The sequence below is a fragment of the Vibrio frigidus genome, assembly GCF_042465995.1.
GTDB lineage: Bacteria > Pseudomonadota > Gammaproteobacteria > Enterobacterales > Vibrionaceae > Vibrio.
The window spans coordinates 158,779-171,581 of record NZ_JBCDMC010000004.1 but is presented as its reverse complement, the minus strand read 5'-3'; the positions used below and the strand labels follow the sequence as shown (position 1 = coordinate 171,581).

Annotated in this window: 16 protein-coding genes; 8 read left to right on the top strand and 8 right to left on the bottom strand. The window is 39.7% G+C overall.

Translation table 11 applies throughout. The features are described 5' to 3' along the window. Positions 1-12: 12 nt before the first annotated feature. The 3 genes from AACW90_RS08470 to AACW90_RS08460 all read right to left on the bottom strand — a co-directional run bounded on the left by AACW90_RS08470 (position 13) and on the right by AACW90_RS08460 (position 2,169). Positions 13-357, bottom strand: a complete 345-nt coding sequence (locus AACW90_RS08470; RefSeq protein ID WP_390233164.1) for a DUF3316 domain-containing protein — start codon at positions 355-357, stop codon at positions 13-15. A gap of 199 nt (positions 358-556) precedes the next feature. After that, a complete protein-coding gene (locus tag AACW90_RS08465; protein WP_390233162.1) occupies positions 557-1,069 on the bottom strand; it encodes a GNAT family N-acetyltransferase in 513 nt (170 codons plus the stop codon). Between the two features lie 74 nt (positions 1,070-1,143). Beyond that, positions 1,144-2,169: a helix-turn-helix domain-containing protein gene (locus tag AACW90_RS08460; RefSeq protein ID WP_390233160.1), complete on the bottom strand. Its 1,026-nt coding sequence runs from the start codon at positions 2,167-2,169 to the stop codon at positions 1,144-1,146. A 188-nt stretch (positions 2,170-2,357) separates the two neighbouring features. Between AACW90_RS08460 and AACW90_RS08455 the strand changes: the two genes are divergently transcribed. Continuing rightward, entirely contained in the window at positions 2,358-2,711 is a 354-nt protein-coding gene (locus tag AACW90_RS08455; protein WP_390233158.1) for a DUF805 domain-containing protein, read from the top strand. Then, positions 2,708-3,190 (top strand): hypothetical protein, encoded by a 483-nt coding sequence (locus tag AACW90_RS08450; RefSeq protein WP_390233156.1) that lies wholly within the window; start codon positions 2,708-2,710, stop codon positions 3,188-3,190. Before AACW90_RS08455 ends, AACW90_RS08450 begins: the two co-directional genes overlap by 4 nt. Positions 3,191-3,307: 117 nt before the next feature. On the opposite strand, the gene AACW90_RS08445 is transcribed toward AACW90_RS08450, so the two are convergent. Beyond that, complete coding sequence (locus AACW90_RS08445) at positions 3,308-3,850, bottom strand: DUF3332 family protein (RefSeq protein ID WP_390233154.1); 543 nt, start codon at positions 3,848-3,850, stop codon at positions 3,308-3,310. Positions 3,851-4,257: 407 nt separating this feature from the next. Here AACW90_RS08445 and AACW90_RS08440 point away from each other — a divergent pair, with 407 nt between their 5' ends. Beyond that, on the top strand, positions 4,258-4,587 hold the full coding sequence (locus AACW90_RS08440; protein ID WP_195702701.1) for an EF-hand domain-containing protein: 330 nt from the start codon (positions 4,258-4,260) through the stop codon (positions 4,585-4,587). 142 nt (positions 4,588-4,729) lie between these two features. On the opposite strand, the gene AACW90_RS08435 is transcribed toward AACW90_RS08440, so the two are convergent. Then, positions 4,730-5,833: a methylated-DNA--[protein]-cysteine S-methyltransferase gene (locus AACW90_RS08435; protein WP_390233152.1), complete on the bottom strand. Its 1,104-nt coding sequence runs from the start codon at positions 5,831-5,833 to the stop codon at positions 4,730-4,732. Positions 5,834-6,306: 473 nt separating this feature from the next. On the opposite strand from AACW90_RS08435, the gene AACW90_RS08430 reads away from it, so the two are divergent. Both AACW90_RS08430 and AACW90_RS08425 read left to right on the top strand, forming a co-directional pair. Further along, positions 6,307-6,612, top strand: a complete 306-nt coding sequence (locus AACW90_RS08430) for a hypothetical protein (RefSeq protein WP_275136015.1) — start codon at positions 6,307-6,309, stop codon at positions 6,610-6,612. A 96-nt stretch (positions 6,613-6,708) separates the two neighbouring features. Next, positions 6,709-7,398, top strand: a complete 690-nt coding sequence (locus AACW90_RS08425; protein ID WP_390233150.1) for an MOSC domain-containing protein — start codon at positions 6,709-6,711, stop codon at positions 7,396-7,398. A gap of 131 nt (positions 7,399-7,529) precedes the next feature. On the opposite strand, the gene AACW90_RS08420 is transcribed toward AACW90_RS08425, so the two are convergent. After that, positions 7,530-8,324: a TSUP family transporter gene (locus AACW90_RS08420; RefSeq protein ID WP_390233148.1), complete on the bottom strand. Its 795-nt coding sequence runs from the start codon at positions 8,322-8,324 to the stop codon at positions 7,530-7,532. 97 nt (positions 8,325-8,421) lie between these two features. Here AACW90_RS08420 and AACW90_RS08415 point away from each other — a divergent pair, with 97 nt between their 5' ends. After that, the gene (locus tag AACW90_RS08415; RefSeq protein ID WP_390233146.1) at positions 8,422-9,333 is read left to right on the top strand and encodes a LysR substrate-binding domain-containing protein; all 912 of its coding nucleotides are present in this window, start codon (positions 8,422-8,424) and stop codon (positions 9,331-9,333) included. Positions 9,334-9,420: 87 nt separating this feature from the next. Then, positions 9,421-9,684, top strand: a complete 264-nt coding sequence (locus AACW90_RS08410; protein ID WP_390233145.1) for a hypothetical protein — start codon at positions 9,421-9,423, stop codon at positions 9,682-9,684. Positions 9,685-9,728: 44 nt separating this feature from the next. Here the strand turns inward: AACW90_RS08410 and AACW90_RS08405 are convergent, their stop codons facing one another. Together AACW90_RS08405 and AACW90_RS08400 are read right to left on the bottom strand one after the other, a co-directional pair. After that, complete coding sequence (locus AACW90_RS08405) at positions 9,729-10,106, bottom strand: VOC family protein (protein ID WP_390233143.1); 378 nt, start codon at positions 10,104-10,106, stop codon at positions 9,729-9,731. Between the two features lie 153 nt (positions 10,107-10,259). Further along, entirely contained in the window at positions 10,260-11,927 is a 1,668-nt protein-coding gene (locus AACW90_RS08400) for a methyl-accepting chemotaxis protein (protein WP_390233141.1), read from the bottom strand. A gap of 332 nt (positions 11,928-12,259) precedes the next feature. Here AACW90_RS08400 and AACW90_RS08395 point away from each other — a divergent pair, with 332 nt between their 5' ends. Next, positions 12,260-12,580: a DUF1840 domain-containing protein gene (locus tag AACW90_RS08395; RefSeq protein WP_390233139.1), complete on the top strand. Its 321-nt coding sequence runs from the start codon at positions 12,260-12,262 to the stop codon at positions 12,578-12,580. Positions 12,581-12,803 lie beyond the last annotated feature (223 nt).

Sequence of the window (12,803 nt, the reverse complement as noted above, 5' to 3'; positions counted from 1 at the left end):
AACAAAAGGATATCAGTCGTTGTTGTTATCGCGGGTGTCGAAATGATAATCAACATTTACGATCGCGCGGTAAGAGATTTCACCGCGAGCTTCAGAGAACTCTTCAATCGTCACAACCGTGTCGTCCAACTTAAGATTAGAGACGGTATTTTCTCCAATGGGTGCCAATTTGAAGCGCAATTCGGTATGACTCGCCGCTTCCAACGCATCTACGTAATCAAAACCCGCCTCATACGCGGCGGCTTTAGAAGCGAAACCGGCTGTTGATAGATTTGCTTCGCTATAAACCGTTTGAGTACCTGCAAAGGCGGTTGCGCTAACGAATAGAGTTGCGGCTAGAACTGTTAATTTTTTCATCTGATTTACCCTTAAAGTGTCTGTTAAAAATGAGTGACTACTTGTTGGGGTAACGGCCCCTCTCACTCGATAACGCTATTATTCATTATTTATATGTGACGTACATCACACATATTCACCATTCATTATGGGCAATTTAGCATCAATAACATGAAATTTTTTAAAGGTTAGTGTAGTTAAAGAAGAAAATTTGAACGTACTACCTTACAGCGAATGAATATATATAATCATCATATCGCTTATTTCCAATGCTATATGCTGCGGGATCAATTCTAGTAAGTGAAAAACCACACTTTATTAACACCCTTTCTGAACCAGTATTCCCTTTAGTTACAATAGCTTGATACCGACGAATATCGAGAGAGTTAGAAGCCCAATGAATCAATGAACTTAAAGACTCGGTTCCATAACCTTTTCCGTGAAACTCAGGCAAAAGCAGGTAACCGACTTCAGCGACACCTTCTATCAATTGAAACCCCGTAATACCAATTCTACTACCTGAAGACTTTTCTCTGATCACTAAACATAACCAGTTTTCAGAGTCTATGTCCCAATCAAGTAATCGAGACTCAAATTTGGCTTTGATTTCTTGTAAGCTTGGCGGATCAAAACATAAGCTAATGACCGCTGGTTTAGTGTGTAATAGATGGAATAGATCTCCATCCTTTTTCGTTATCTGAACCATCTCGAGACGCTCTGAAACTAACTGCATTTTTATCCTCATAACCTATTCATTAGACATATAAGGTCATATCAACCAAACATAGACGTTTTTGCTTATAACTATCACGTATCTATTTTTCGATACTCACTTGGCGTCATCTTTGTTACCCGAAAAAACTCTCGGTTAAAATTTGATTTAGTTTGAAACCCTGAATTCATAAACACCTGAGTAATCGTATTACCAGTATAGGTAAGCTCTTGTTTTGCATGCTCAATTCTATATTCATTAATCAATTTCGATATGTTCTTTCTATGAACCATATTCACTGCGATTGAAATCTGTTTAGCCGGAATACCCAGCTTCCTAGACAACTTTGAGAGGGTTAAATCTGGGTCTAGGTAGATGGCCTTATCTCGAATTTTTTTGTCTAATAACTCTACTATTTCATTAATCCTGTCATCTGAAATTAGTGGAGGATATGTTTTTTTATCGTCTATACCGCTGAGTTTCGATGTTGTTTCAGTTAAAGGCGTATTAACGCCAACAATCACCACAGCAAACGACAACACGGGCAACAATATTAGGTGACCAACCGTCAAAATATATTGTGAATATCGACCTTGGTTGACAGAAAAATCCAGAGATAACAACATATCGATCAGGGCCGAAAACAATAACATCCAACCAGCGACTTTCTCCGCTCTTTTTACACCTTCCCAATTACTCAACGTAACGTTAATCAGCGATGTATCTTGAAAAGAGTACCGAACCAACGTTATGCCATAAAACAGGTACGTACCAGAAAGAAAACCATCGAGAGGTAAACCCAAAACCGGTTGAGTTATGACACTAACGATCACCAGTGTTGGTCCCAATAAGTGCACATATGAAATGGCATTAAAACCGGAGCTCGCACGGGTAAAAGTGTACCAAGCAAAAACAGGAATAAGAGAGGCTAATATTGGTTGAGCGTAATTAAATGCAGCCACATCAAATGTCCATCGCAATCCAACCATTGTTGTTGTAGATGCACACAGAGCTAAAAAAAGGCACACCGTTTTCGCTTGCTTCCCAATCCGCACATACAAAAGCACAGCAAGTAAAGTAAGCATCATAGAAACAACAAAAGGAACGGGAATCGCCAACATAAATAGTCCTGATTAAGCAAAGTAGATTCAACAATAACCTATCAACAGCATATCCGTTTGAATCCGCACACTAAAGCATTCTGTAACAAATACTGGTTTCAGTACGTCCTTAAACCTGTTTAAGGACGTTTTTAGACTCCATCTGCACCAAGATAATGTCATTCAGCGATATTAAGAAAGGTGGACGAATGGTATTTAACTTAATTGCGTTTTATCTAAATGCTTGGAGGCACTATTTTGATTTCTCAGGTTGCTCGTCCAGACAAGAATTCTGGATGTTCATGTTGGCTCATTGTTGTGTGACTTTAGTATTTATATCGGTAGACATTTGGCTGAAAAATTCAGGCTGGTTAGATGTGTCTTATAGCATCGTTAGTTTGATTCCTATGTTGGCGATAATACTTCGGCGCTTACACGATATCGGGCGTTCTGGTTGGTGGAGTTGGGTGTTTATTATCCCTGCTATCGGCCCTTTCTGGCTGATCTACTTATTAAGCCAGAAAAGCACGTCAGCTTATTGCAATGGAAGGAGGACAGAATGAAATCACTTGCTACTTTACTTACCTTAATAAGTGCATTCGCTATCGCTCAGGCAACCGAAATAAGAAACTTACCAGAAGGAACAATGGGAATACTAACTGTCAAGAATATGACCGAAGGCCAACTACTTTGGATGAAAGGACGGGTTGGAGAAGGAAAATATACAAGTGTCGATGCACAAAATCGCCATTGCTCAATTACAGTACCAATAGCGATTGGCGGATTTACTGATACTCGATTGGGCGTTCACTCGGTACAAGGGCTAACGATTGCTATCATTAACCAGGAGCTAAGCGATGCTCTTATGAGTGGGCAACGTATTCATAGCGAAGACTGGATAATTAAAGCAGCAATGGGAGCTGGGCCTATAGATGGTTATATCATTAGTGGTCTAGAACCTACTGAACAGTTTATATTAAATTCGCGAAGGCGCTGGATATCTTGGTTGTTAGATGACTCACCTAGATTAACCTGTTTGTAAATATCACAGATAAGAAAGCGCCATGGTGAATGACTGATGAGAAAAGCAATGCATCACCACTAGTGTCAACTGGCATTTCTCCCTGTTTACACTAATGATTGTGCACAATCGTCCAATTTAAGAATCTACAAATTCTCTCAATTGTGTCATAGATGTTTCGCTAACGATTACACCGTCAATATAGTACGTAATTGATTGCCCACGTCTTACGCCAGTTAGCATTGACACATCACCATTGTTGTATGTGATCTTCATCTCTAATGTATTATCGTCCACTTGTTTCATTACACCTGTATCAATAAACCGTAAATTAGTCAGTGGTTCTACTGGAGCATCCGTCAATGAAGAGTCCAGATCATCATTTATTTTGAAATCTGTATCTACTTTTGAATCAAATATATGCGGGCTTCCATTGAGTGGGTTTTTTCCTGTCCAAAACTCAAGTGAATTAAATATTAAGTAATCGACAGCTACTGATATACCATAAACAGGCGCCATTAATATATTCAACCCCCCTCGAGCATATCGATTGTCCACAACTTCCACATTAAATTTCATTACACTTGCGGTTACTGCATTACTACCTACACATCCTGTTATGCCAACTAATGAAGACGCCACTGCAGTTGCTATAACAATTTTTTTATACTTATTATTCATTATAATTCCTTTTAATCAGTTACTTGCATGTGTTATTTCCAAAAACTGCACAATTAAATTCACCTTAAGGGATTTCATCAGCAGTTTAGAGCGTTTCAGTAAAACATAGACGTACCTCTCTATATCCTTACATATTAACAAAGGCTCATATTTAACTTAGGTTAGATAACCGATCTCTGCAAATGTAAGGAACCCATCAATGTGTACCATTTCGTAATGACTTACGTGAAGGTCACACCCTGAAATAGGCAGAACTTCTATCAGGGCAGATACTTTGAAGGAATTCGTATAGCCCTTTCCCTTAAAAAAGCTAACTATACCAATCGATATAATCTTTACATAACCTTACATTTATAGTGGTTAATTGGGTGTATAATTTGGTTGAGAAGTTGACAAAGGAGAAAACCATGAATCGCTATTTTCTATCGATATTACTAGGTTGTCTCACTATTTCTCTGTCAGTTGATGCTATCGGAAGAGGAAATGGAGGAATGGGTATGTCCCAGATGCCTGTATTTTCTGATTTTGATACAAATCAAGACGGACTAATATCTGAGGAAGAGTTCGATTACTTTCAGAAAACAAGGCAAGAGCAGCGTAAATCTGAAGGTCGTCTCTTAAAAAATTCATTCAACAGTGATGATATGTTTGAGCGTATCGACTCTAATGATAATGCATTTATTGACGCAGATGAATTTCAATCTCATCGAGGTGCTATGAGAAATCCCAAATCATAGGTCTCATCGAAGAGAGGTGATATCTACTGCCTCTCTTTTTCATTGTCATCTCTCTATGCAGCAGAATAATTTTCCGTGTTGCCTCGTAATCGACTCATTGATCTGAACCAGTCGTTTTTGTCATATGGGACCTCGCTATTTCTTAGTTAGTATGTAGCGTTGTCGATTGACAGATATTTTTTATTGGACAGCTAAGACATCTAGCTTTTGATTTGAGGCAAAAGGCCTTGGCGTGTTCAACCATGAGGCCATGAAAGTAGGCGTACTTCGAGCCGTCATCTGTTATCGCATTTTCTATCTTAGCTTTAAACTCATCATAATCTTTTGGAACGTTAAGCCCTACTCTAGAAAATATTCGACGGGTATAAGCATCGATAACAAAAGATGATTTTCCAATGGCATAGACCAGAATAGAGTCTGCGGTTTCGCCACCAATGCCTTTTATCGCTAGAAGTTCATCTCTCAAATTTTGTTTGTCTTGTCTGCGTACCTTTTGGATGTCGAATTGATAGTGCTGATACCATTTCGTCATTGCTATAAGTTTGGTTGCTTTCTGGTTGTAGTAACCGCTAGGCTTAATTAATTCTGCAAGTGAACTTTCCGACATCGCCAATATCTTTTTAGGACAGAGTTGACCTTCTAGATTAGTTAATGCTTTTTCTACATTTTTCCAGTTGGTATTCTGAGTCAGAATGGCCCCCACCATTACCTCGTAAGGATTGTCTGAATGCCACCAAGAAAACTCACCGTAATGTTCGGCTAATCGCTGAAATACCGTATTTATCTGCTCCAAATCAATCAGCCTGATCTTAATATCTAACCCTAAGGCGTATCCCATCAGCTTGCGATTACTACCGATAACTCGGTGGCAAGGGATGATAATCGGCAATGGGTTTTTATTATTCGCCATGCCGACGGCTCGGCTCGCTTTTCCATTACCTGTCTTTTCTGCAACATCTTTATAGCTTTCTGTCTGAGCATACGGAATGGTTGTTAGAGCTTGCCATACCTTTTTTTGAAACTCGGTTCCTTGAGGCGATAGTTTAAGATCGAAATGACAACGAATACCGCTAAGATATTCGTTCAATTGTCGTCGTACATCATCAAAGTTATCCGGGTTATGCTGCCAATCTGATGGAATTGAAAGATCTTTACTTCCGTTATCTATGCAAAGATGTGTCAGCCCATTTTTATCGCCAGCAACTATAACGCTGCCAATACGGCATTCAAATCTGTCAAAAAACATTGTAGTCGATCCTTAATGTCATCTGTTGCGGAACCGGAGAAACAACCCATCACCATAAAGAAGCCGTTAGATGCGATATTCCGCCTAACGAAGGCACTTCTTAAAACTTGTTATATTTAGCAATCAAAGCTCGGGTACTAATACTCAATTTATTATTTTTTTTGAACCATACACTCGGCTTACGTACATCAGACTTATCAGTTTCAATGTTGGCTTAATAAGCCGTTGTTATAGCTTGAAAGACAAGGATAAAAGACCAATGAACACACATACGGTTTATAACGTGAATTACCTCTCCCTTTATACGTTTCTTCTGTATTTCAGGTAAACTACACGTATTACTAAGTATATATAATTTATCGACGCAACGATGGTCATGTCTCAAATGGATGCCTTTTAAGTTGATAACATTTAAACTGAATATATTAAGTAAGTTGATAACCTCGGTTGACTAAAGATTAAAGGAATTTTTTATGGCGATTACATATGAGTTAGTTCGAGACGCAATAATTAATAAAAAGCAGATTTTTGCCACCTACCAAGGGCACGAAAAAGAAATGTGTCCTCACGTTATAGGGAAAAAAAATGGACGACAGCAGGTCTTGTGTTATCAATTTGGTGGTACTGACAGCAAGGGAATCGTGGCTGGTGATTGGAAATGCATCCAAATTGCACTATTAGCAAATGTTAGAACAGTAAATGGCCAATGGCACACTGATAACACTCGTTCTAGACCTCAGAATTGTGTTGATTTAATCGATGTTGAAGTTTCATTGTAAAAACTGGCAACCACCAATTCCCGAGTAAATGGGTTTACACTGAAAGGCAGAACTTTTCGTGTTGATGCTATTCGAAATGAGGACTAGAAAGTAAATATGACAACGTTAGGAATAGTAAATGCGGTTTTGGTTGGTAAAACAGTGCCATTTGCTAAAGGATCGCAAAGCGCAATAAATAAAAAACCAACGACTGGGCGCCAACAAGTTTCAGCATTAGGTTTAACTGATGATGAACAAGGCGATCCGCGTTTTCACGGAGGGGTAGAAAAAGCACTTCATATCTATCCGACCGAACACTACCCAGAGTGGCGTAAAGAGCTCGGAAAAAATCCTGTCCTTAAAACTGTCGGAGCTTTTGGGGAAAACATTAGTTCAATCGGTCTAAATGAATATACCATTTGTCTGGAAGACAAAATTCGTATTGGGTCAACGCTTCTTGAAGTATCACAAGGACGAATGCCGTGCTGGAAATTAAACGTAAGATTTGAGCAGCCGGATATGTCGCTTAGACTACAGAACACACTACGAACTGGTTGGTATTTTAGAGTATTAGAAACAGGCGAGTTAGGCGAAGGTGACGAAATTATTCTCTGTGATCGACCTTATCCAGATTGGCCCCTATCCAGAATAATGAGGCTAATTTTTGAAGGCTGCCTAGAGGAACAAGAACTCCGACAACTGTTAACTTTGCCTCTCGTTGACTCGTGGAGAAGGCTAGTCGAATGTCGTTTAGACAAGCACTTGGTCGAGGATTGGTCTTTACGGTTATTGGGCTCAAAGAAGTAAACTTACTTCTTTCTTTAAAATAAAACGAACTAGAACCATGCCAACTGTCACGGTTCTAGACATTTGATATAGTTTATCTTCTTATCCTTTTACTACCGAATAACGTCGTAAATGCTCCCCAGGGCAAAGAGCTAAATAAATAATTTGATGGGCAAGTTTTCGTATATCAACTTGGCCGTCATCGCTATACTCACAGATATGAACACCGGACGAACAAGCCTAGTGCCATACGCAATGACAAACTTACTGCCAATGACAGAACCTACTATCTGCCCTGCTCCCATAATCAAACCCATTGTGTAGTCTACATGTCCTAATGCAATAAAAAGTATCAGTGACGCCATGTTTCCAACAAGATTTAGCGGTTTAGTAGCCATTGTCGCTTGTTTAATGGTGTAACCCAGTAATATCACAAATGCCAACATCCAGAATGACCCCGTTCCGGGACCAAAAAAACCATTATAAAAACCAATAAACAGTCCGTTTAATACCATAAAATTGGACATAGATAACTTAGCTTCGGACGCATCCGTTGATTTAAGCTTTTTTGAGGTTATCGAATAAATCGTGATGCCCGCCATCATGAATGGCAACAGTACTTCTAACGATTCTTTATCAACAAGACTCACGGCAATGGAACCTGCTATCGCACCTATTGAAGTAAAAATAATCCCTAATACTATTCCTTCCATAACCAATTGTTTGCTGAAAATAAACATAAGTGACGCCGTCAACTCTCCAATTACGGCTTGAAGCTTATTCGTGCCGAGTGCAACCATTGGAGGCATTCCAAGTAACAATAAGCTCGGTATCGTAATAAGCCCACCGCCACCCGCTATTGCATCGACAATACCTGCAACCACAGCAATGGTGAACAGAAAGTAATAGACCCATTCAACACTGTGAACGTTTAACAAATGTTCCATTTCGTATCTCGCATGACGTTTTTGTTTTGATATTTTACAAGCGAGCAAGATAAAGTTAAATTAACGACGACTAACTTTATGATTAAGGTTCAACCTAATGGTGTCATCTCAAGATATTGAGTTTTTTATTACCATTGCAGCGAGTCGTTCGTTAGCTGCTGCCGCTAGAAAAATGAATGTCACTCCACCGAGTGTTTCTCAACGGTTGCAAAACATTGAAGGTAAACTCGGAGTTAAACTGGTAGAAAGAAACGCTCGCTCAATATCGTTGACCAATGAGGGGGAGATCTTTGCTAGAAAGGGACAACAGATCTTATTGGAATTAGAACACCTACAACAAGATATTTCGGACAAGAAGTTAGCCATTTCTGGTGATTTAAAGTTAGTTTCGCCCATTGGCTTTGGAGAGCAGCACATTGGCCCAATCGCGGCGGAGTTTCAAAACCAATACCCGTTGACAAAAATTGAACTTAGCCTCTCTGATATCCCTAAATGGTCAGTACACAATAGTCCCGATATCATGTTTTACATTGGTCAATTGGATGATTCTTCCCTTAAAAGAGTTGTTTTGGCCAAAAATAGAAGGTTTTTACTGGCTTCTCCTAGTTATATCCAATCCGCACAACCATTGAAAACACCTACAGACTTAGGAAATCATCGATGTATTGCGCTTAGAGAGAATAATGAAGATGCCACTATGTGGCGATTCACTGAAACAACGACTGGTCACGTGAAAAATGTCAGAATCTCTCCCGTTTTATCAAGTAACGTCAGTCAAGTAACAAAGGATTGGTGCGTTGCTGGGCAAGGGATCATTCAACGTTCTGAGTGGGATGTACAGCAAGAGCTTGAGAGCAGAAAGCTGGTACAAGTCCTCCCTTCATACGAACTCGCTAGCGCAGACATCGTCGCACTCTTATCTTCAGAGCGCTTTAACCGTTCAAGAAAAGTCACCGCTTTCCTTGATTTTATGCAAAAACGGTTACCTGATAGATTAGAATATAAGTAACCTAAGACGGACAGCTTTGTTGCTTGCATCTACTGTCGTTATCCCTTTAAATACCTAACCTGTTACCCCCACTTTATGGACCATAACATGTATCTTGTATTGTATTGTCACAACATAGGTATGACGGATTTCTCATTTTTTGAAACTGAAGATTTCGATAGAGAAGAAGGTTACATCGTTCGAGGTAAATGGCCGAACCAGCAGGCTTTTAGGGACTATTTAAAAACAGAATTCGGTGACATGGCCGAGTTTCATGTTCTCGATTTAATCGCCAAAGGTCAAGGAGCAGAAAGTTACTCACAATCAGATTTAATGCAGTTAGTTTTGTCTTTATCATTAAAAAAACCGTGAGAGAATATCTGCTGTAGATGACATTGCCCTATATGCGGAAAATATTACTCGTTGATTAAGCAAAATCCATTACCGAAAGGGTCAGCACAATGAGCAATAGAACCCCACTCACCGCTCTCTCCTCCCTCATGCGAACCACCCAATTCTAGTATTTTTGAAACACGTTCATTCACATTAGTACAAAGAAAATCCAAATGAACTGGAGTCCAATGGCGTTCATAATCACGGACAACATTACTCGATACAAGTGGCTTTGACCCGACTTGTTTTTCTTGCAGATATATCTCGGCATTCTCAACAGAAAGAACAACCATAATCGCCCCTTGGTCCCGAACCTTTTTACAACCAAGTGCTTCAACATAGAAAGTCTCTGCGTTCTTTAAATCTGATACATCAATGCTCACTGAAATTTTTATCATCATAAAAACTCTGGCCATGGATAGAACCAATAGACTAGATTGTAACTGTACGTATGTACAGTTACTTGAACGAGACAAATTTAAGCAGTGCGTCTTGAAAGCCAACTAATAGTTGGCCCAATCTGACGAGTGCGGAGCATAAATTACAGTCATTGTTTATACGACAAACTGACTCACTAGTGCACTTAAGTCCTGTGCTTTGGAGTTAAGTTCTCCGCTTGCTACCCTGTTCATATTCGCTACGTCTGCCGTTTCACTACTGGTATCCGAGATAACGACAACCCTTTGAGATATCTCCCTTCCTACCTGACTCTGCTCTTCGGTAGCGGTTGCTATCAATGCATTCATATCCATAATGGTCGCTATAGCGGTTAAAATTTCTTGTAAGGCAGAACCCGCTTGCGTTGCTTGTTCAACCGTCAGTTCACTCTGGCTGTTACTATTATTCATCGCGGAAACGGCTTCCGTTGTTGAAACTTTAAGTTCACCGATAACTTCACTAATCTCACGCGTACTTTGCTGAGTTCGACTGGCTAACTGTCGAACCTCATCCGCCACGACCGCAAACCCTCTACCTTGTTCTCCCGCTCTTGCCGCTTCAATAGCAGCGTTCAAGGCCAACAGGTTCGTCTGCTCTGCAATTTCCTCAATCACATTAAGAGATGTAGAGATATTGACTACATTGCTTTCCAGTTTTCCCATAGAAATCGCGGCATCAGTAATGATTTTTGCTAGTGATTCAACCGACACGACGGCAGTATCAACCGTGGTCACCGCTTCTGTCGCTTTATCTTCTGCAATATGGGCGGCCTCGGCTGCATTAACAGCATTACTTGAAATTTCTTGAGCTGTTGACGTCATCTCTGTCATCGCGGTGGCAACTTGTTCGGTTTCTTCTCGTTGTTGCATAGATAACGTATCGACTTTGTCTGCCCGGCCTCGCATATTTAACGTTTCTTCGCCGATATCGGTACTTACGTGCGTAACATTTTTGATAATAGATTGGAGGTTGGACACAAATATATTGAAGTTATCACTTAATTTAGCGAATTCTGGAACCTTAAATTGGTCCATACGAGCAGTTAAGTCACCTTTACCGTTAGCAAAATCAGCGATCGATGAATCAAATTGATAAAGAGGCTTAAGAATGGTTCTCGTCACAAAAAAAGCGAACATGGCTGAAACCAATATTGTTACTACACCGATGATTACTATGGTCGTGAAGCTCTCGGCAGTCTGCTCATTGGTCATGGCGCTCATATTAGAGACTGTTTCTTCTACATCATCCAAATAGAAACCCGTTCCTATGACGAGATCCCATTCTGGCTCATATACAGAGAAGCTCATCTTTTCCAAAGGTTCATTTTGTCCAGCTTTAGGAAAATAATAAGACGTATATCCTTCACCGTTTTTTGCGTCGTTTATGATGTCCTGTATAAAGGAATTACCGTTGGAATCTTTGCTATTCCAAAAAGAATCCCCGAGACCTTTAGAACTACTGCCACTAAATACTCGAACCCCTTTGCTTGTATAACCAAAGAAGTAACCCGTTTGTCCATATTTGATTTTTGAAAGCTCTTCGACAACTTTCTCTATAGGTGCATTACTCTCTTTAAGAGGTAATAGAGTAGAATCAACAATTTCTATATATGCCTTCAGTTGATCTCTTTGCATTTCAAGCATCTGAGAACGAACCATTTTCATTTGGGAATTACTTAGTTCCGTCATTTTCAGATAGGTTTCTAGCATCATGCCCGCGGCAAGAAGTAGTAATGGAACAATAGACAGCAGGTATAAACGCGCTTTGATAGATAGGGTAGGCATTGTAAGCTCCTTTAAAAGATTCAAGAAGCCAATCAGACGCATAGATTATTATTTTTATAGTTATTATTGTTGTTATTCTATTAATTTATATAGCACAAAAATCAACTACTTTCTACGAAGAAACTTAACATGTGCGCAACCATTACTTCACGAAAAAGCTTATAGTGAGAAGACATAATCTCGTTACCCTTAACATTTTCACTCGCGTTATTGGGGGATAACAAAAGTTCAATATGTCGAATATATGGTATGGTTTGTTTACTTTCTAAATATGTTGCGTTTTGTTTGAACTGCACGATACAAACTGACGATTATCTAAAAGGCCATTCAATATGTTAATAACATTTAACTGTATCGCTTATGCTAACGTTACTATGTTTGGTGATGTTGGGTTGCAAATGCTAAAAATGCTCGGCCACAGCGGCACGGTTCCGGGGGCCATATTAGCCGCAGACATTCCAGCGGCACTAACCCAGTTAAAAGCGGCCATTAAAATCGAAAAAACGACCGTCACTCCCAATGAAGAAGAAGACGACTTCTCTGATACACCTGTCAATTTAGCTAATCGAGCTTTTCCTTTAATAGAACTATTCACTGCTGCTAATAAAGAAAAATGCAACGTGATGTGGGATTACACAGACGCGACATCGTAAAGTGACACAGTCGACTTATTCTACTGTGTCATAAATAAAATGCTCGCACAGGTAGAATAAGAGTTACGCCATTTGTAAGGCCTGCATTGTGCAAGGTTGTGCAAGGAAGGTTAACAGCGGCTTACCTCTAATATCTCACCACGTTTTATTGACTGCATTAATAATATGAAACGTCCATTCAACCAAGCGCTATTCGACCTTTCAAAATCCCTATTCTAGCTTC

Excerpts from the sequence above, each read along its gene's own strand:
- AACW90_RS08470 (WP_390233164.1), bottom strand. The coding sequence starts at position 357 with ATGAAAAAATTAACAGTTCTAGCCGCAACTCTATTCGTTAGCGCAACC.
- AACW90_RS08465 (WP_390233162.1), bottom strand. The coding sequence starts at position 1,069 with ATGCAGTTAGTTTCAGAGCGTCTCGAGATGGTTCAGATAACGAAAAAG.
- AACW90_RS08460 (WP_390233160.1), bottom strand. The coding sequence starts at position 2,169 with ATGTTGGCGATTCCCGTTCCTTTTGTTGTTTCTATGATGCTTACTTTA.
- AACW90_RS08455 (WP_390233158.1), top strand. The coding sequence starts at position 2,358 with ATGGTATTTAACTTAATTGCGTTTTATCTAAATGCTTGGAGGCACTAT.
- AACW90_RS08450 (WP_390233156.1), top strand. The coding sequence starts at position 2,708 with ATGAAATCACTTGCTACTTTACTTACCTTAATAAGTGCATTCGCTATC.
- AACW90_RS08445 (WP_390233154.1), bottom strand. The coding sequence starts at position 3,850 with ATGAATAATAAGTATAAAAAAATTGTTATAGCAACTGCAGTGGCGTCT.
- AACW90_RS08440 (WP_195702701.1), top strand. The coding sequence starts at position 4,258 with ATGAATCGCTATTTTCTATCGATATTACTAGGTTGTCTCACTATTTCT.
- AACW90_RS08435 (WP_390233152.1), bottom strand. The coding sequence starts at position 5,833 with ATGTTTTTTGACAGATTTGAATGCCGTATTGGCAGCGTTATAGTTGCT.
- AACW90_RS08430 (WP_275136015.1), top strand. The coding sequence starts at position 6,307 with ATGGCGATTACATATGAGTTAGTTCGAGACGCAATAATTAATAAAAAG.
- AACW90_RS08425 (WP_390233150.1), top strand. The coding sequence starts at position 6,709 with ATGACAACGTTAGGAATAGTAAATGCGGTTTTGGTTGGTAAAACAGTG.
- AACW90_RS08420 (WP_390233148.1), bottom strand. The coding sequence starts at position 8,324 with ATGGAACATTTGTTAAACGTTCACAGTGTTGAATGGGTCTATTACTTT.
- AACW90_RS08415 (WP_390233146.1), top strand. The coding sequence starts at position 8,422 with ATGGTGTCATCTCAAGATATTGAGTTTTTTATTACCATTGCAGCGAGT.
- AACW90_RS08410 (WP_390233145.1), top strand. The coding sequence starts at position 9,421 with ATGTATCTTGTATTGTATTGTCACAACATAGGTATGACGGATTTCTCA.
- AACW90_RS08405 (WP_390233143.1), bottom strand. The coding sequence starts at position 10,106 with ATGATGATAAAAATTTCAGTGAGCATTGATGTATCAGATTTAAAGAAC.
- AACW90_RS08400 (WP_390233141.1), bottom strand. The coding sequence starts at position 11,927 with ATGCCTACCCTATCTATCAAAGCGCGTTTATACCTGCTGTCTATTGTT.
- AACW90_RS08395 (WP_390233139.1), top strand. The coding sequence starts at position 12,260 with ATGTTAATAACATTTAACTGTATCGCTTATGCTAACGTTACTATGTTT.